General features: G+C 53.9%; 15 protein-coding genes. 10 read left to right on the top strand and 5 right to left on the bottom strand.

Features of this window, described 5'->3' with window-relative positions; all coding sequences use genetic code 11:
* Nucleotides 1-218: 218 nt before the first annotated feature.
* The gene (locus M891_RS23700) at nt 219-1262 is read left to right on the top strand and encodes a glycoside hydrolase family 172 protein (RefSeq protein WP_051416907.1); all 1044 of its coding nucleotides are present in this window, start codon (nt 219-221) and stop codon (nt 1260-1262) included.
* 133 nt (nt 1263-1395) lie between these two features.
* On the opposite strand, the gene M891_RS0110335 is transcribed toward M891_RS23700, so the two are convergent.
* Entirely contained in the window at nt 1396-3450 is a 2055-nt protein-coding gene (locus tag M891_RS0110335; RefSeq protein WP_028538778.1) for an LTA synthase family protein, read from the bottom strand.
* Between the two features lie 60 nt (nt 3451-3510).
* Nucleotides 3511-4656, bottom strand: coding sequence for a THUMP domain-containing class I SAM-dependent RNA methyltransferase (locus M891_RS0110330; RefSeq protein WP_028538777.1), 1146 nt, complete (start codon nt 4654-4656; stop codon nt 3511-3513).
* Nucleotides 4657-4795: 139 nt separating this feature from the next.
* Between M891_RS0110330 and M891_RS0110325 the strand changes: the two genes are divergently transcribed.
* From M891_RS0110325 to pfkB, 4 genes are all read left to right on the top strand, one after another.
* Nucleotides 4796-5425, top strand: a complete 630-nt coding sequence (locus M891_RS0110325; protein ID WP_028538776.1) for an O-methyltransferase — start codon at nt 4796-4798, stop codon at nt 5423-5425.
* 376 nt (nt 5426-5801) lie between these two features.
* Nucleotides 5802-7151, top strand: a complete 1350-nt coding sequence (locus M891_RS0110320) for a lytic polysaccharide monooxygenase (RefSeq protein ID WP_028538775.1) — start codon at nt 5802-5804, stop codon at nt 7149-7151.
* A gap of 208 nt (nt 7152-7359) precedes the next feature.
* Entirely contained in the window at nt 7360-8109 is a 750-nt protein-coding gene (locus M891_RS0110315; RefSeq protein WP_016312785.1) for a DeoR/GlpR family DNA-binding transcription regulator, read from the top strand.
* 6 nt (nt 8110-8115) lie between these two features.
* Nucleotides 8116-9033 carry a 1-phosphofructokinase gene (gene pfkB, locus M891_RS0110310; RefSeq protein ID WP_028538774.1) on the top strand — a complete coding sequence of 306 codons (918 nt, stop codon included), beginning with the start codon at nt 8116-8118 and terminating at the stop codon, nt 9031-9033.
* A gap of 60 nt (nt 9034-9093) precedes the next feature.
* Here the strand turns inward: pfkB and M891_RS0110305 are convergent, their stop codons facing one another.
* Complete coding sequence (locus M891_RS0110305; protein WP_036700008.1) at nt 9094-9795, bottom strand: cupin domain-containing protein; 702 nt, start codon at nt 9793-9795, stop codon at nt 9094-9096.
* Between the two features lie 177 nt (nt 9796-9972).
* Between M891_RS0110305 and M891_RS0110300 the strand changes: the two genes are divergently transcribed.
* A complete protein-coding gene (locus tag M891_RS0110300) occupies nt 9973-10194 on the top strand; it encodes a DUF2905 domain-containing protein (protein ID WP_028538772.1) in 222 nt (73 codons plus the stop codon).
* A 307-nt stretch (nt 10195-10501) separates the two neighbouring features.
* Here M891_RS0110300 and shc read toward each other — a convergent pair whose 3' ends face one another.
* A complete protein-coding gene (gene shc / locus M891_RS0110295; RefSeq protein ID WP_028538771.1) occupies nt 10502-12430 on the bottom strand; it encodes a squalene--hopene cyclase in 1929 nt (642 codons plus the stop codon).
* A 253-nt stretch (nt 12431-12683) separates the two neighbouring features.
* Here shc and M891_RS0110290 point away from each other — a divergent pair, with 253 nt between their 5' ends.
* Nucleotides 12684-13853, top strand: coding sequence for an alanyl-tRNA editing protein (locus M891_RS0110290; protein WP_028538770.1), 1170 nt, complete (start codon nt 12684-12686; stop codon nt 13851-13853).
* Nucleotides 13854-13867: 14 nt separating this feature from the next.
* Here the strand turns inward: M891_RS0110290 and M891_RS0110285 are convergent, their stop codons facing one another.
* Nucleotides 13868-14761: a LysR family transcriptional regulator gene (locus M891_RS0110285; RefSeq protein WP_028538769.1), complete on the bottom strand. Its 894-nt coding sequence runs from the start codon at nt 14759-14761 to the stop codon at nt 13868-13870.
* Between the two features lie 136 nt (nt 14762-14897).
* Between M891_RS0110285 and M891_RS0110280 the strand changes: the two genes are divergently transcribed.
* The 3 genes from M891_RS0110280 to M891_RS0110270 all read left to right on the top strand — a co-directional run bounded on the left by M891_RS0110280 (nt 14898) and on the right by M891_RS0110270 (nt 17661).
* Nucleotides 14898-15668, top strand: a complete 771-nt coding sequence (locus M891_RS0110280) for a class I SAM-dependent methyltransferase (protein ID WP_051416909.1) — start codon at nt 14898-14900, stop codon at nt 15666-15668.
* Nucleotides 15669-15862: 194 nt separating this feature from the next.
* The gene (locus M891_RS0110275; protein WP_028538767.1) at nt 15863-16840 is read left to right on the top strand and encodes a carbohydrate ABC transporter permease; all 978 of its coding nucleotides are present in this window, start codon (nt 15863-15865) and stop codon (nt 16838-16840) included.
* Complete coding sequence (locus tag M891_RS0110270) at nt 16837-17661, top strand: carbohydrate ABC transporter permease (RefSeq protein ID WP_028538766.1); 825 nt, start codon at nt 16837-16839, stop codon at nt 17659-17661. The genes M891_RS0110275 and M891_RS0110270 overlap by 4 nt, the downstream gene beginning before the upstream one ends.
* The last annotated feature ends 24 nt before the right edge of the window (nt 17662-17685 follow it).

The following is a 17685-nucleotide window of genomic DNA, read 5'->3' as shown; positions in this document are numbered from 1 at the left end:
GTCCGTTTGCACTAGGTTTTGAAAGAAACTGAACGTGCGTTTCTAGCTTGCAAGGGCTCTCCCTGACGAAGGCATAACATGTGGTAACCAACCCACGGATAGCAGCGTGCCGACCGTCGCTCGCATTTTTGCTCTCGCGCCACGTGCTCAGGCAGATTTAAAACCGAGGGCTTGACAAAAACGTTCATAGCAACGGACTAGATCTAGGATTAGGCAACTTGTACCGGTTGTCGCCGGCGAAGACAAGATCAATCAGTGCGGAGAATTTTACCGGCGCTAAAGGGCAAGGCGGCATGGCGACAGAAGGAACCGGGGCGGAGTGCGCCCGTGATCTTGGGCAAGGCTGGAAGGTCTCCCCGTCGGTAAATATCGCGGCAGGCCAGACCTTTACGGTGGCGGAGATCGACGGGCCGGGTGCGATTCAGCATATTTGGCTGACCTGTTTTCCAGAAAGCTGGCGTCATATGATCTTGCGGATGTACTGGGACGATGAGGACACCCCAAGCGTGGAGACACCGCTGGGCGACTTCTTCTGCAACGGCTGGTGCGAGCGCAGCAACGTCAGTTCGCTGCCGATCGCGGTGAATCCGGCCGGCGGGATGAACAGTTACTGGGTGATGCCGTTCCGCAAGAAGGCCAAAATCACCATCGAAAACCGGATGGATTCGGCGGTTGTCTTGTATTACCAAATCGACTACACCTTAACCGAGGTACCGGACGATGCTGCGTATTTTCACGCCCAATGGAGAAGAAGCAACCCGGTTTGCTACAAGGACGTGCATGTGCTGTTAGACGGCGTATGCGGCAAAGGGCATTACGTCGGTACATATCTGGCGTGGCAGGTGAACAATAATGGCTGGTGGGGGGAAGGCGAGATCAAGTTCTACATGGATGGAGATCAGGATTTCCCGACCATTTGCGGCACTGGCACGGAGGACTATTTCGGCGGGGCATGGAACTTCGAGCAACCCAAAGGAGAATATGGCTCCTACTCCACGCCATACTTAGGGCTTCATCAGATCATTAAGCCCGACGGCCTGTACCGAAGCCAGCAGCGCTTTGGCATGTACCGCTGGCATGTCATGGACCCGATCCGCTTCGAAGCGGATTTGCGGGTGACGATTCAGGCGCTGGGCTGGCGCTCCGGCGGCCGCTATTTACCGCTGCAAGACGACATCGCCTCCGTCAGCTACTGGTATCAATCCGAGCCGCATGCCGCTTACCCGCAGCTGCCGGATAACGATGGGCTGGAAGTCATCTAACCAGCCAAAGGAGGGGATGACATGCAAAGCAGCATTTCGCCTTGCCCAGACTGACAGATGACGTGCGGGACTGACGGTTCAAGCCGATCGGATGCATCGGCCGCGAATCCAGTGTCTCCCCCCATCTTGCTCGTTAGTTCTCCTTGCGGAACTCCGCAATCAAATCGGAAGTGATGATTTCGTCTGAGAAGCGCAGGCGTTTCATCGCTTCTTCGTGCTTCGCGCGGCATGCCTCGATCTCGGTAATCTTCCGATTGGTCAAGTCGTAGCAGCTGCCGTTCGTAAACAAGTTATCGTCGGATGGAATATAGTAGCGCTCGCCGTCTGTATACGCGCCGGAGCGCAGCACGACCAACCGATCCCTTGCACGTTCACTTCCCAGATCGGCAAATAGATTATTCCCCATCATGTAGTAGGAATCTGAGGAAAAACCTAACAGATGCAGCAACGACGGCGTGAGGTCAAGCTGACCAGCAGGCTCCTCGTAGACACCGGCATGTTGACCATCCGGCAGATGGATAAGCAGCGGCACCTGATTCATGATCTGGTGCACATCAAGCTCGCTCAGCGATTCGCCAAAAAACTGCTCATACACCGCTTTGTCGGTGATCGAGTTGTCGTGATCCCCATAGAAGGCCAAAATCGTATGATCCCACAATCCTTCCTGCTTTAAGCCCTCCACGAACTCTCCAAGCGCGGCATCCACGTAATGCACGGCCTGCAAATAATCGCCGAATATCGTGCCCTTGAATTCGCCGGTATCCAGTTCCTGCAATCCAGCCGGCAGCGTATAAGGATGATGACTCGATAAGGTGATCATAAACGAATAAAAGGGCTGTTTCTCCTGAGCCATGATCGTGAGCGACTGCCGGAAGAAGGATTTATCTCCCAGCGACCAGCCCAGAGGCTCGTCCAGCTGGAAGTCTTTTTTGCTGTAAAACCGGTCGTAGCCCATCGCTTGATACATATTGTTCCTGTTCCAGAAGCTGCCCTCGTACGCGTGAAAAGCATCGGCAGTATAGCTGGCTTCTGTCTTCAGAATCTGCGGCAGCACGTCAAACGTATGGTTCGGATAACGGACAGCGACCGAGCCTGTGGGCAACGGATGCAAGGAACTGTTGGAGGAGAAGTCCGCATCCGAGGTGCGCCCTTGACCGGTTTGATGATAGAAGTTCGAGAAATAGAGACTCTCACCCATCAGCTTGTTGAAATTCGGCGTGATTTCTTGGCCGCTTATGGTTTTGCCGATCATGAAATTCATAAAGGCTTCGGCCTGAATGACGATCACATTGCTGCCAGCATACTTCCCAAACAGGGCATTGTCCGCTTGGCGGCGCTGGCTAGCTTCGATGAACCACTGGCGGATCTCTTCCTGCTCCTCGGGGCTGACCGTTTGGCCGCCTCCGAGATGCTCCTTGAGGTAACGGCTTGCATCATAGTAATGGAAGCCTAGCAAGCCGGTCACGTTGTATAAGGAGACGTTCCACCAGTTGTTTTCGAACAACCCGACCGCCCAGGTTTGGGTATAAAAGCGAATGGGTCCCAACGTAAGCGCAAAGCCAAGTACAAAGATGCCGATCCCCGTATACAGGCGGCGGAATCTGCGCCAGCCGAGCGCGCGGCGAGAGGTGCCGCTAAAGGAAATGGGCGAGAAGGAGCCGCGCCCCAAGGCGTTGGATCTGCCGGTGCTGCGGAGCCAACCCGAAGGATGGCGGTTACCGCCTCCGTGTCTTATGCGGCGCACAGCCATAAACACCGCCCAAACCGCCCAATCGGCGATCAGCCACAGATCGGCAACGCGGATCAGCTCGCGGATGCTCCCGCCCAGATCCCCAACTTGTCCAGCTTGCAGCAGGACGGGCACAGTGAGAAAATCGCCAAAATAGCGGTAATAGACCAAATCGGCGAAGATGAGTACGGTGAGCAGCACGTTTAGCACTCCCAAGGCGATACTTCTTCCCTGTGGGGGCAGCCATAACGTCCAGAACGAAGCCAGCAGAATGGAACCGATGGCGATCAGATCGTCCAGCAGGTTCATGTCGATGTAACGGGCATGCAGATTATTATGCAAAATGACCAGTTTCATAAAAATCGCGGCCACAAAAAAGAAATAAACAAAATGGCGGTACTGCAGCCGAAGGCGGAATCGATTGCCGGAACCACCGCGATGAGATGTCAAACGCAGCATGACGACCTATTCGCTCCTTTCCTTGCTAAGGTGTAAAAGGGAGAGACCCTCCCTCTGCACCTAATGGCGCGGAGGAAGGGGCCCGAGATACTGCAAATATTGGCATTCGATACGCCCGTTGAACAGCTTGCGGCGCTTGTCCGCTTTGCGCTGGAACTCGTGCTCGAACTGCTTGGTTGGTGTCAGTGCGAAAAAAGACCACGTCGGCAGTCCGGCCATCACTCTCCCGAGCTGGGCGATCAGCTTGCGCACTTCCTTCTCTTCCCCAATCCGCTCACCGTATGGCGGGTTGGTGATCATCACGCCGTAATCGCCCTGCGGCTGGACTTTGGCGGCAGGCATGCAGGCGAACCGGATTTCGTTCGCCAGCCCGGCGCTTTTGGCCGCGGCTTTAGCGATTTCGATCGCGGCCGGGTCAATGTCGCTGCCGGCAATGTTCAGCGGTACATCGTCCCGTACCGCGTCAATCGCCTCGTCGCGCGCTTGCTGCCACAGCTCTGGCGGCACAACCGGCCATCGCTCGGCGTTAAACGTGCGCCGCAAGCCCGGCGCTATGTTCCAGCCGATCATCGCTGCCTCGATCGGCAATGTTCCCGAACCGCAGCACGGGTCGTAGAACGGGCGCACCGGGTTTTGATTCCAGCGGCTGAGCAGAATCATCGCCGCGGCCATCGTCTCCTTGAGCGGTGCTTCGGTCGCGTGCTTGCGGTAGCCGCGCTTATGCAGTGCTGGACCGGTCGTGTCCAGTGTCAGCAGCGCTTTGTCGTTAAGCAGATTTACTTCAATCACGTAGCGCGGTCCGGTTTCTTCGAACCACTCGGTGTGATAGGATTGCTTCAGCTTTTCGACAATCGCTTTTTTCACGATCCCCTGACACGCCGGCACACTGCTGAGCTGCGATTTGTGCGAGCGTCCTTCCACCGGAAACTCTCCGTTTACCGGGATAAAATCTTGCCAAGGCAGCGCCTTGGTGCCTTCAAACAGCTCGTCAAAGGTGACGGCCGTAAACTCGCCCATTTTGATGAGGACGCGATCCGAGGTTCTTAGCCACAAATTACAGCGGCAAATATCGATGAGATCTCCGGTGAAATTCACCCTGCCGTTCTCCACCGCCGTATCTTCATAACCTAATTCTTTGAGTTCACGCGCCACCACGGCCTCCAGGCCCATCGGGGCGGTGGCGATCAGTTGCAAAGGTCCAGCCATATTTACGTCAATCACTCCAGCTTCGCATAGACTTGTGAGAATAGCGGAAAAACCATACAATTCAGTATAGGCCAATGTCTAACAAGTTACAAACGGTTCTTAAGTAAAAGGAATGAACGGATGAAAGGAAGATTATTCGATGCTGACGCCGGAGGAATACGGTGATGAATTATACGCCAAGGATGAAGTGCTGGAACGGGTAACCCAATCCATCGCCAACCAGGGGATGCGGGATGTGTCGATTGCGCCGGGATATGGGCGGCTGTTAACGCTGCTCGTCAAGCTGGCCGGAGCCAAATCCGTGTTGGAAATCGGCGCGCTGGGCGGATACAGCGGCATTTGCATGGCGCGGGGATTGCCTGCGGACGGGCGGCTCGTGTCCTTGGAGTTGAAGGAAGAGAACGCCGAACTGGCACGAACCAATTTGCATGAAGCCGGATACGGGCAGATGGTGGAATACATGGTAGGCCCCGCGTTGGACAGCTTGCATATTCTGGAGCAACGGGGGGAGCAGTTTGATTTCTTTTTGATCGACGCGGATAAGGAAAACTACCCGAACTATCTCGAATATGCGATCAAGTTGGCGAAACCGGGAGCGCTGATTGCCGGGGATAATATTCTGCTGCGCGGCCGGACGTTAAATCCCGACAAAAATGGACCGTCGGTACAAGCGATGCGCAGATTCAACGAGATGATCGCCACGGATGAGCGTCTGATCAGCACATTGCTGCCGGCATATGACGGGTTGGCGCTGGCGATGGTGAAGTAAGGCTTCCGACAAAAAGAACTATAGGGTAAGACAAGAACCTGCTGTAATGGCGGGTTTTTTAACGTGGCAAGTTACCAAGGATGTACTATATTTTACAAAAAATAAATAATTCTTCACAAAAATGCATCGAATCGTGTATAATTTGGACATCAGTAATTTTCCCCAGTATTAGCATCCTCTTCTATTTATTTAATTCCCTTCATGATCTTATGTGATACGCAGTTATGGTATAAGCTCCTTTGGGAGTTTATATAGACTTCCTTCAGAAAGGGGGGGCGTTTAGGGTTCCTGCAGAAGGTTGTAAAAGTGAGAATTTGAAATGCACAGCCAAGGATCAGACATAAGGCACATTTCCAATTTCAAAGGAGGGACAAGCATGACTTCAACACGGCTAGCACAATCGTTAGTTTTGAAGGCGCTTACTTCTTTGTTGGTCATGGTGATTGCTGGAATCGGAATGATCCTGTTATCGGAACAAGCTTCGGCTCACGGCTGGGTGGACGGGCCGGCAAGCCGGGCGATCTTGTGCAAAAACGGCCAGAATACGGACTGCGGTGCGATCGTATACGAGCCTCAGAGCTTGGAAGCGCCCAAGGGATTCCCGAATGCCGGACCAGCAGATGGGAAGATCGCGAGTGCTAATGGAGCCTTCCCTAAGCTGGATGAGCAATCGGCCAACCGATGGACCAAAGTGAACATTTCGGCCGGAACGAACACCTTCACCTGGAAATTTACCGCCCCCCATGCCACGGCAAACTGGAAATATTACATCACGAAACCGGGCTGGGACCCTAATGCCCCATTAACGCGCAATTCCTTTGATCTGACACCGTTCTGCACGGTGAACTATGGCGGGGTGCAGCCTCCGTTTACGTACTCGCATACGTGCAACGTCCCGGAGCGGACAGGGTACCATGTGATCCTGGCTGTCTGGGAGATCGCAGATACGGCGAACGCCTTCTACAACGTGATTGACGTCGATTTTGGCGGTGGCAACTCAGGAGACACGACCGCTCCGACGGCACCAACCGGGCTGGCGGCAACGGCCGTTACCTCGAACTCGGTTACGCTTAGCTGGAACGCCTCCAGTGATAACGTTGGCGTCACCGGCTACCGGGTTTATAATGGCAGCAACTTGGTAGGTACGGTGTCGGGATCCACGCTGAGCCATACTGTGACTGGGCTGAATGCGAACACGTCCTATACGTTTACCGTCAGGGCGGTGGATGGAGCGGGCAACAGCTCTTCGCCGAGCAACCCGGTGACCGTGACGACAAGCCCGGCCGTGAACGATACCCAGGCCCCTTCGGCTCCCGGTAACCTGCATGTTATGGGGACACCCACGTCCTCCAGTGTGACGTTAATGTGGAGCCCATCGACTGATAACGTGGGGGTCACAGGCTACCGAATTTATCGCGGATCCACCTTATCTGTAACCGTGTCTGGGACGGAGACCAGCTTTACGGTTACCGGACTCAGTGCAGCAACTTCCTATACGTTTACCGTTCGTGCAATTGACGCGGCCGGCAATGAATCAGCAGCCAGCAACACGGTGCAAGTGACGACAGCGTCGGCTCCTGCTGCGCAACCTTGGGCCCCAAATACCGCGTATGCGGTAGGGGAGCTGGTCAGCTACAACGGGGAGATCTACGAATGCCGTCAGGCTCATACTTCCCTGGTCGGTTGGGAGCCACCGAACGTGCCGGCTTTGTGGCTGCTGAAATAATCTGAAACTCAAATCCCTCGGCTTTATTGCCCGGGGATTTTTTCGCCGAATATTAGTTATCGGGGTTTGAACAGCGTTGGAGGACGAAAACAGCGTTCAAGTCCTGTGATGGTGAATGAAAGGATTTGATTGAAATTGAATGATTATGATAGAATATGATTGTTTTATGCTGAGGATACGAACCGACGGTGGAGTTGGGAGGGGAATGATGTTAACGGAAGAAAGGCATCGCCGGATTATGCGACGGTTGCAGGAGGCAGGTACGCTTAAGCTTCAGGAGCTATGCGTCATGCTTGAAGCGTCCGAATCCACCGTAAGGCGCGATTTGGCGGATTTGGAAGAACAGGGACTGCTTCGCCGGGTACATGGCGGCGCGACGCTCCCGATGATGCCCGGAGGTTTGGAGCCCGGGATGGCGGAGAAGTCTGCCGTCCATCTCCCGCAAAAACAGCAAATTGCTGAAGTTGCGTCGGGCTTGGTTCGCAGCGGGGAGGCGATCTATCTGGACGCGGGTACGACGACCTTGGCCATGATCCCTTATCTGCGCGGGAAATCGATCACCGTCGTGACGAACGGCTTACCGCAAGTGGAGGCGCTGCTTGAGGCAGACATTCCAGTGTACCTGCTTGGAGGTCTGGGCAAAAAACGCACGAAAGCCCTGGTCGGCAACCTAGCGCTGGAGCAGTTAACGCATTTTCGGTTTGACCGGTGTTTCCTTGGGGCGAATGGGGTTCATCCCGAGGCGGGGTATACGACGCCGGATCCAGAGGAAGCCGCATTAAAACGCCGTGCGAATGAGCAGTCCTCGCTCACCTATGTACTTGCCGATTCCAGCAAAATCGGGAATGTTGCTTTTGCCAAGATGTTCGAGCTGGAGCGGGCGGCCCTCATTACAGAGCAGGTTCCGGAACACTGGCGTAAGCCCATCTCGGAAATGACAAACCTAATTGGAGGATAATCCATGATGATTTACACACTTACTTTAAATCCTTCCATTGACTATATCGTGGAGGTTGACCGCCTGCAGCTCGGCGGGCTCAATCGGATGAACCGAGACCTGAAGCTGCCCGGCGGGAAAGGGATTAACGTCTCGCGCATCCTCAAGCGGCTTGGGGCGGACACGACAGCTATGGGGTTCCTTGGCGGCTTCACTGGGGATTTTATTGAAGAAGCTTTGCATAATGAAGGGATTCCTGCTGATTTTGTACGCATTCGCGGCGGGGAGACCCGGATCAATATTAAGCTTAAGCATGGCGCTGAAACGGAGATTAACGGTACTGGCCCAGTTATCGCACCGGGAGAAGCCGATGCTTTGGTGGAGAAGCTGTCCGTTTTGAAGGAAGGTGATCTGGTTATTTTGGCGGGCAGCCTGCCTTCCTCGCTTCCTGCCGACTACTATGAGCAGCTGATCAAGATGTGCCAAAAGCAAGGAGCAAAGTTCGTCATCGATACCACAGGTGAACCGCTGCGCCGGGCGCTGCCTTACCACCCGCTGCTTGTGAAGCCAAACCATCATGAGCTAGCTGAGCTGTTTGGCGTCGTGATAGAGACACGGGAGCAGTTGATCGCATACGGCCGCAAGCTGCTAGAAGAAGGGGCGCAGCACGTATTGATTTCGATGGCTGCGGAAGGCGCACTGTTGATCGGTGATAACGAGGTCTTCCATGCGAATGTTCCGCCCGGCAAGGTGCGCAACTCCGTTGGTGCTGGCGATTCAATGATCGCCGGATTTACGGGGACGCTCGCCTTAGGGGGAGACTTCATGGAGGCGTTCCGGGCCGGCGTAGCCTCGGGCAGCGCTACCGCTTTCTCCGACGATTTGGCCGAGCGTTCACTGATCGAGGAGCTGCGGGCGAAGGTGAGTATTGAGAAGATTGGATAAGGAAACAAACAGAAGACCCCCAACCGCAGATTGGGGGTCTTGCCATTTACCGAAGTAGATTCAGGGTCCGTCGTGATACAAATGCGCCCAGCCGTTACCGATGACTTGCGGCCGGCGAGGATTGCCGTCGCTCTGTTGGTAAGGCCGCAGCCCGTAACCCTGATTATAAGGCGGATGATAAGTATGTGGCGTCGAAGTTTGCTGCGCTTGAGCTTGCGGGTTCGGTTGATGACAGCCCAACGGAGGACCGATGATTACCGATTGATTTAGAGGGGCGAACGCAGCTCTTACTTTTTCTACATCCAGACAATAAGTATGGGCGAACGCTTCAGGTGGAGTCAGCCGCAGCATATCGGAGGCGAGAATAAATTCTGGAATCGGTTGATCAAAAATCGCCAGAAACCGCGTCCCATCCATCGTCGCCGTGTCGTAATGCCACCACCCTTGCGGGATACTGGTCGCCCATCCGGGACGGGTGGGGTAATGCTTCAATTCTTTGGTGAATGGGTTGATGATTGAGACCACCACTTCACCCGAAAGGCAATACACTAGCTCTGAAGCGTTTTGGTGAATGTGCATTTCGACGACGTTGCCTTTGTCGAGGTAGGTATCAAAAAAAGACATATTCCCCAGCGTGTTTATCTGATGAATGGAAAGCATGTTGATGAAGTTCCGTTGATCTTTGCGGAAGGTTGTGTTCCGGTTAACGTCGTACGTGAACTGTGCGTTGGGTGATGTGAAATCCATATAAGAAACCGCCATGTTGTTCCCTGCCTTTCCTATGTATAGGCACTATTGCTTCTACAGAATATCTATGTTTGAGATCGGGTTGATATGTATGTTTTGGGGAATCTTATAGGAGCCCTCGAGTTTGCTTTTTCGGCAGACGGTTTGTATGATGAGGTCAAAACAGCATTTACATAAAAAGGAGACGGGTTCATGAGTAACGTTCCGAAAATACTGATCGTTACCGGTGCGGTTCTTATCGTGATTGGTTTGCTGTGGATGTTCTTGGGAAGGTTCGTGCAACTGGGGCGGCTTCCGGGGGATATTGCGGTTGAACGGGGCAATTTTCGGTTCTACTTCCCGATCGTGACGTGTATCGTGCTCAGCGTTGTGTTCTCTTTAATCATGGCTGTGATTCGGTGGTTGATGAAGTGACGCCTGGGGTCTCGCGGGTCAAGGGCTGGCTGCTCGCCGCTCTGTCTGCCCCTACCGCCGTCAAAAGACTGCAAAAGTGCAGTTTTTTTCGGCCAAGTCGCCGAAGTAGAGGAAAAACCTGCAAAAGTGCAGGTTTTTTTGCTTGAAACAGTTGATTGGAGTTAAATCGCAAAAAATAACTGTATTTTTGCAGTTTTTCATCGTCTGCAACGAGTGAGGCGCGTTACTGGTAGCTGTTCTTCGTCTTAACGCCATTAATACCTGGCAGAAGGAATCTTGAAAACGACTCAAGGGACAGTTCCATGAGCTAATGCGTACCGTCTCCATATTTGTTGACGTAATGCGATAAGGCCAAGAGCGGCCAGATATATCGATAGCTGTGATAATGCACGTAAAAATAACCCGGTAACCCGGCTCCCGTTGGATACGTGGAGGGCCAATCCTCCTCATACAACATCGCGATCAGCCGGGCAACGCCCCGTTCGATCTCGGGCGTTGGCTGATCATGGACGGCGATCAACGCATCAAGCGCCCAGGCGGTTTGGGACGGTATGCTGGCCTGAAGCGAAACGTACCGCCTCAACTGATCGCTGCGGCATGATTCGCCCCAGCCGCCGTCCGGGTTTTGGATGCGCCTCAGCCAATCCGCTGCCTTCGCGATCCCCGGATGATCGGCGGGCATGCCCACGGCCATCAGCCCGGTGAGCGCCGCCCAGGTTCCATAGATGTAGCATATCCCCCAGCGGCCATACCAAGAGCCGTCTTCCTCCTGATGGCTCAGCAACCAATCCGCTCCGCGGGCCACCCAATCCTGTCGAACGCTCAGCTTGGCGAAGTTGCCCAAAAACTCTAGCGTCCTTCCGGTCAAATCCGCTTCAGAAGGATCGATGGCTGCGGACTTTGCTCCTTCAATCGCCAGCCAAGTGAGCATCTCTTTGTTAGTGTTCTTTTCGAAGGCTGGCCAGCCGCCGTCGTTATTTTGCATCGACCAAACCCAGTTAAGCCCGCGGTTCCATGATTCTAATACCTCACAATCGTCGGCATGAAAGGCGGACAAGGCGCGGAGGGCGGCGGTGGTGTCGTCGACGTCAGGGATGAACGTATTCGTCTCGGAGAACCCCCAGCCTCCGGGGACGATGCCCGGATTATGAATCTGCCAATCGCCAGGGCGGTGATGCTGGCGCTCACGCAGGTAATCGGCGGCTCGTTGGATGGCCGGATGAGTAGGTGAAACCCCTGCTTTTTGCAAAGCATAGGAAATCAACGCGGTATCCCATACGGTAGAGGGAGAGTTCTGGATCGTGACATAGCGTGTTCCCCCTTGGCCACCGCGGTCCACCGCAAACTTCATCTGAGATAACCCTTCTACCGCACGCTGGATCACCGGATGCTGCGGCTCGTATCCCAGCGCCAGCAAAGCGAACACCATCAGCACCGTACAGCTGGCGTACGTGTACAGCGTCCCATCGCTTTCAATTCGATCCAGCATATATTGCTCAGCCCGGTTAACGGCGGCATGGCGGATACGTTGCGGCGTACCTACCAAATGCGCCAAGGCCGATTGGATGAGCTTCAGCGGTTCCCGGCTTTCTGGAGTAAGCGTGAGCGGGTCTTCCTCTTCGCTGCGCGCGTCGAGAAACAGCTCGCTTAAATCCGGCGTTCGCTTTGACCGGGCGCGAAAATTCCGATCGGCCATGATCAGCAGCGGTACGAGATGCACCCGCGAATATCCGGAGAAATCATAAAAGTTCAGAGGTAACGATTCAGGCAATAGCAGGATTTCGATGGGGATGAGCGATAAGGAGGTCGGCCAATCTCTCTGTCCGGTGGCGGCCAGAATGGCTTTGGTGAGCAGGCTTCCGGCGTGCCCAATGCCGCCCCGGTCCAGGATATAACGTTTCGCCCGTTGAATCGGTTCGTCTTCCGGCTTGCTGTACCCGGAGTACAGCAAAGCGTAATAAGCCTCAACCGTAGCGGACAAGTGGCCTTCCTTGTCGTCATGGTACCAACGCCAGCAGCCTTCTAGTTCCTGGGCCGCAAGGATGCGATCGTGCAGCTGTCGGATCAAATCTTCTTTGTCAATGTTTAACGTACGAAAAAGAATGATTGTGCAAGCGTCAATCGAGATACCGTTTTCGAAGCAAAAGCGCCACGTTCCGTCCAACTCCTGCCGCTCGATCAGTTCCTCGGTTAACCGTTGGATTTCTCCCCGGATCTCGCCCATGTACTGTGCCATCCTTGCTCCCTCCCTCGACCTGTCACCTCATTATATGAGCGGGCAAGGGTGGGCATGATGCATTCATGAGCAGCCGTTCCTCGATGGACCCGGACGATCCGCGCCTCAACGGCGACAAGCGAGCTTGGTTCTTCGAACAGACAAGATCACGAAATGGTGTAAAGTCCGGCGATTATTCGGTATAGTAGATGGAAGAAGTTTGGTGATGAGAATCCAAAATTGAACGTTACCTAAAAAGAGAGGGAACCAAGCGATGACGACAAGACTATATTTCGACGATGCCTATTTGACCCATTGGACCACCCGCATCAAGGACAAGCTGGAGCGGGAGGATGGCATTTACGTTGTTCTGGAAGAGAGCGCCTTCTATCCCCATGGAGGCGGTCAGCCCAACGATACCGGACGGATTGGCGGGATTCCGGTTCTGGATGTGATCAGTGAGGGCGATGTCGTGCTGCATAAGGTGGAGCGTTTCCCAGAGGAGGCCGAAGCACGCTGTGAAATCGACTGGGATCGCCGGTTTGACCACATGCAGCAACATAGTGGGCAGCATTTGCTATCCGCGGTTTGTCGCGAGCTGTATGAAGCGATCACCGTGAGCTTTCATCTGGGTGAAGATTATTGCACCATTGATGTAGAACGTCCCGAACTGTCTGCGGAACAGCTGGAGGCGATTGAACGTGAAGCGAACCGTCATATTTATTTGAATCACAAGATCTCCAGCTACTTCGTTACCCAGGAGGAGGCGTCCCGACTGCCGCTGGTGAAGCCTCCGAAGGCGGTGGACCGCGTCCGCATCGTGGAGATGGAAGACGTGGAGTACAACGGTTGTGGAGGTACGCATGTGGCGGCGACCGGTGCGATCGGGATGATTAAACTGCTGAAGACCGAGAAGCAGAAGGGGAATGTTCGAATCTTTTTCAAATGTGGGTACCGGGCCCTCAGAGAGTTTCAGGAGCAGCAACACATTTTAGCGACCATTACCGCCAAATTAAAAACAGGCCGGGACAGCATTCTGGAGCGCCTCGACAAATGGGAAGATGAGCAGAAGCGGTTGCAACGGGAGTACGATACGTTAAAAGAAGCGATGGACGAAGTAACCGTAAGTGAGCTGCTGGAGAAGCGCGAAGGCGGGATCATTGCGCAAATCTATGCGGACAAGTCCTTGAAGGATTTGCAAAGCCTTGCCCAAAAGCTGACGGCCCAAACTGATGCAGCGGTCCTGCTGGCCACGGAAGCGGAACAGAAGGTGGTGCTGGCCCATAACGGCAGCCTCTCGCTGTCCTGCGGAGCCTTCTTCAAGGAGCATCTCTCTGCTTATGGAGGCAAAGGCGGCGGCAGCGACAAGCTGGCACAGGCCGGCTTCAGCAGTTGGGCGGATGCGCTGGCTTTTTATGAGTTTGTGAAGCAGACTGTATCGTGAAAAAATATCGGGCGTCATCCCTGCGGATGCTCACGGATCAAATCGACAAAACGTTGGACCGCTGGAGACAGCGGTTCATTTTTTCGCGTATAGACCGAGATCGTATTCATCAGGTCTACGCCATCCACGAAGACGCGGCTCAGTAGTCCGCGCTCCACGTATTCCCTCACCACCAGCGCCGAAACGAAGCTGGCCCCGTACCCGGCAATCACCGCCTGGACGGTTTCGTTTAACCCGTTAAATTGCAAGGCGATGCGCGGCGCCTGTGCATTGTAGGTCCGGCATAATGCCATAAACCGTTCCCGTGTGGAGCTGCCGATCTCCCGCATGACAAAAGGTTCCCTGACCATGTCGTGGAGGGAGACGCGCTGTCCCGCATACCGATGTTTCGGGGAGACGACAAACCACAATTCGTCCCGGAACATTTCCTCTGCATGAACCGATTCAGGGTAGGTTTCCGGCAATCCGCCGTAGATCGCCAAATCCACCTCCAAATTCAGCAGTTGCTTTAGCGCATCCGTCGAATTTGTCGTGTTGATGCTCATCTCCACATGCTCGTATTGCGATTTAAATTTCGCGATCCAAGTCGGGACGAGGAAATGCGCGGGCAAATAAGTGGCTGCCAGCCGGATATGCCCCAGCTCCCCCATTTTATAATCTTGCAAAAACTGCTCGATCTGCTGCTCTACCGCAAAGAGGCGTCGGCTGTAGGTAAACAGCTTGTCCCCGACGTCGGTTAAGGCGATGCCGCGTCCTTGCGCTTTCAGCAGGGGCAGTCCCAGTTCCTTTTCCAGCTTACGGATCTGGGCGGAGATGGCCGGCTGGCTGATGTTTAACAGCTCCGACGCGCGCGTCACACTGCCTGTCTCCGCAATGACGTGGAACAACCGCAAGGCGTGTAAGTTCATTCCACTTAAGCCCCTTTCAATTCATAACTTTTATCTATGATTTACTTATAAAGATATATTATATTTATGGGTCTAAATCAACTACAATGTCCTCAGCAGGAAATATAATCGTATGCCAAAAGGAGCTGAGGCAGGGATGAACCTGGAAAAACTCGTTTATGATTACGATCAACAGGGGACAAATTACGCTGGATATCGGCGGACTGATCCGCGTATTGCGCGGTATGTGTTCGAGGCGTTGGGGGATGCCCAAACGATCATCAACGTGGGCGCTGGAACCGGGTCCTATGAGCCGAAGGACCGGTATGTCGTCGCAGTAGAACCTTCCGCAACGATGCGCAGTCAGCGGAGGGCGCGCGGAGCAGTTCCGGCCGTCAACGCCTGGGCAGATGCGCTGCCTTTTGATGATCAGGCTTTTGATGCAGGGATGGCGATGGTCACTGTCCACCATTGGCCTGATTTTCGCCATGGCCTTCAGGAGCTGAGAAGGGTGACGCGAGGGAACGTCATCGTCTTGACCTTTGATCCGGATGCACTCGATTCGTTCTGGACGGCTGAGTATTTTCCGGAGCTGATCGAAGCCGAGCGGCGGCGTTATCCGAAACCGCAGGACATTCTTGAAGCGCTGGGAGAGGGAGGGCAGATCATTCCGTTGCCCATTCCACTGGATTGTATTGATGGATTCCAGGAAGCTTTCTACGGCCGTCCGGAAGCGTTCCTGATCCCCGAGGTACGTCAGGCCCAGTCAGCATGGGGCTTCTTGGCGGAAGGCGTGGAGGAGCGCCTGGTTCAGCGTTTGGCCGATGCTTTGAAATCCGGGGAATGGGACCGCAAATACGGGCACTATCGGAACATGCCAACCATGACAGGGTCACTCCGGCTGATCGTCAGCGAATCCGAAGCATGAAGATAAAGTCCACATTCTTATAAGCTGTCTTCACCGCATACGCGTGGGAGGCGGCTTTTTTGCGTTTCTTTTACTGTGCGATGACGATTTTGACACTCCATTGATCCATGGCTAACGTTCCGGTGACATCCAAGCTATACACTAGCAGAGGAATTTGAACATCTCAACCTTCATAAAAAAAGGAGGCTTTCCTCATGAGCGAGCTGGATCACCAGGTGAGTCTGCCATCAAGGGGCCAATCCGTAGCATCGGCTTCTGCAGCGACTCGTCGACCTGCCCGCGCCGCAACCTTAAGACAACAGAACATTCGAGAACATGCGCTGGCCTATACGTTTCTGGCTCCGTCGTTGCTCCTGTTTGTCGTGTTTTTGTTCTACCCGCTGCTAAAGTCGGTGTACTTGAGCTTACACAGCACGGACCCGACTGGTCGAATCGCCTCATTTGTTGGCTTCGACAATTTTACCAGCCTTTTTGCCTCCGGCTTATTTGTCAGCGGGATGAAGGTGACAGCGCTCTTTGCCTTATTCACCGTGCCAACCGGAATGCTGATCGCGCTGGTGCTCGCAGCATTCACGCATCATCTTCGACGGGGGAGACGGTTTTTCCAATTCGCCTACTCGCTGCCGTTGGTACTCTCCGTTGGTTCAGCGGCGGTCATTTGGAAGTTTCTGTTTCACCCTACTTTAGGTATGCTTAACTACTTACTTGGCTTGGCCGGCGTGGGTCCGGTACCTTGGCTGATCAGCCCGGACTGGGCTTTGTGGTCCGTGTCGCTGATGACGGTCTGGATGAACTTGGGCTTTAATTACATCATCCTGTCCAGCGGGATGCAGGGAGTTCCCGACGAGCTGTACGAAAGTGCCAAGATCGATGGAGCTGGACCGATGACAACGTTTCGCAAAATTACGCTGCCGCTTCTGTCGCCCACGTTATTTTTCCTGTTGGTGGTGTCCATCATCAGTGCATTCCAATCGTTTGGGCAGATCAACATTCTGACATCGGGCGGGCCGATGAACCGGACGAACGTCTTCGTCTACACGATCTACCAAGAAGCCTTCGTCAACTTCCGGTTTGGTACGGGCAGTGCCCAAGCGCTTCTACTCTTCCTGGTCATTCTGCTATTGACCTTGATTCAGTTCAAATGGGTAGAAAGGAAAGTCCACTATCAATGAACAAGCTGACCTTTAACCAAATCATTGTGTTGTTGTTCATGACCGCAGCTGCAGTTCTCGTCCTTTATCCTATCGTTTACAGCCTGTTTATGTCCGTCATGACGCCGCAGGAAGCCAGCGCCTATCCACCGCATCTGGTGCCGCATTCGCTGCATTTGAGCAACTTTGCCGAGGTGCTACAGATCGTTCCGATTGCCTTGTTTATCGGGAACACCTTTCTGGTCTCCGGGATTGTGATGCTTGGACAATTGATCACCGCCAGCTTGGCAGCCTATGCCTTCGCCAAGATGGAATTCAAGGGCAAAGGCTTGATGTTCAGCTTATTTGTCGCCACGATGATGGTTCCTTGGGAAGTAACGATGATCCCCAATTATTTAACGGTACGCAGCCTGAATTGGTTGGACAGTTACCAGGGGTTAATGGTGCCGTTTTTGGCCACTGCCTTTGGGACGTTTCTGCTTCGCCAGTTTTTCCTGCAGCTGCCGAAGGAGCTGTTCGAGGCGGCGAAAATCGATGGCTGCGGGCATGTCCGTTACTTTCTGTTCCATGTCCTTCCGCTTTCAAGACCGGCGCTTGGAACGCTGGCGGTGTACTCTTTTTTGAATATGTACAACAGTTACTTATGGCCGCTTCTGATCACTAACAGCAAATCGATGCGCACGGTGCAGATCGGCATCTCCATGCTGGAATTTCAGGAGACAACCTCTTGGAATCTCGTATTCGCAGGGATTACGTTAGTCATTCTACCGTCCCTGCTGTTACTGGCGTTTGGACTTAAGCAACTCGTTCGCGGGATGGCGGCCGGGGCGCTGAAAGGCTAAGAAATTTTCAAAAATCATTTTACG

Origin of the sequence: Paenibacillus sp. J14 (assembly GCF_000518465.1) — a bacterium.
GTDB lineage: Bacteria > Bacillota > Bacilli > Paenibacillales > Paenibacillaceae > Fontibacillus > Fontibacillus barengoltzii.
The sequence above is the reverse complement of the archived record's forward strand: the minus strand, read 5'-3'. Positions and strand labels throughout refer to the sequence as shown.

Excerpts from the sequence above, each read along its gene's own strand:
- M891_RS0110335 (WP_028538778.1), bottom strand. The coding sequence starts at position 3,450 with ATGCTGCGTTTGACATCTCATCGCGGTGGTTCCGGCAATCGATTCCGC.
- M891_RS0110330 (WP_028538777.1), bottom strand. The coding sequence starts at position 4,656 with ATGGCTGGACCTTTGCAACTGATCGCCACCGCCCCGATGGGCCTGGAG.
- M891_RS0110325 (WP_028538776.1), top strand. The coding sequence starts at position 4,796 with ATGCTGACGCCGGAGGAATACGGTGATGAATTATACGCCAAGGATGAA.
- M891_RS0110320 (WP_028538775.1), top strand. The coding sequence starts at position 5,802 with ATGACTTCAACACGGCTAGCACAATCGTTAGTTTTGAAGGCGCTTACT.
- M891_RS0110315 (WP_016312785.1), top strand. The coding sequence starts at position 7,360 with ATGTTAACGGAAGAAAGGCATCGCCGGATTATGCGACGGTTGCAGGAG.
- pfkB (WP_028538774.1), top strand. The coding sequence starts at position 8,116 with ATGATTTACACACTTACTTTAAATCCTTCCATTGACTATATCGTGGAG.
- M891_RS0110305 (WP_036700008.1), bottom strand. The coding sequence starts at position 9,795 with ATGGCGGTTTCTTATATGGATTTCACATCACCCAACGCACAGTTCACG.
- M891_RS0110300 (WP_028538772.1), top strand. The coding sequence starts at position 9,973 with ATGAGTAACGTTCCGAAAATACTGATCGTTACCGGTGCGGTTCTTATC.
- shc (WP_028538771.1), bottom strand. The coding sequence starts at position 12,430 with ATGGCACAGTACATGGGCGAGATCCGGGGAGAAATCCAACGGTTAACC.
- M891_RS0110290 (WP_028538770.1), top strand. The coding sequence starts at position 12,684 with ATGACGACAAGACTATATTTCGACGATGCCTATTTGACCCATTGGACC.
- M891_RS0110285 (WP_028538769.1), bottom strand. The coding sequence starts at position 14,761 with ATGAACTTACACGCCTTGCGGTTGTTCCACGTCATTGCGGAGACAGGC.
- M891_RS0110280 (WP_051416909.1), top strand. The coding sequence starts at position 14,898 with ATGAACCTGGAAAAACTCGTTTATGATTACGATCAACAGGGGACAAAT.
- M891_RS0110275 (WP_028538767.1), top strand. The coding sequence starts at position 15,863 with ATGAGCGAGCTGGATCACCAGGTGAGTCTGCCATCAAGGGGCCAATCC.
- M891_RS0110270 (WP_028538766.1), top strand. The coding sequence starts at position 16,837 with ATGAACAAGCTGACCTTTAACCAAATCATTGTGTTGTTGTTCATGACC.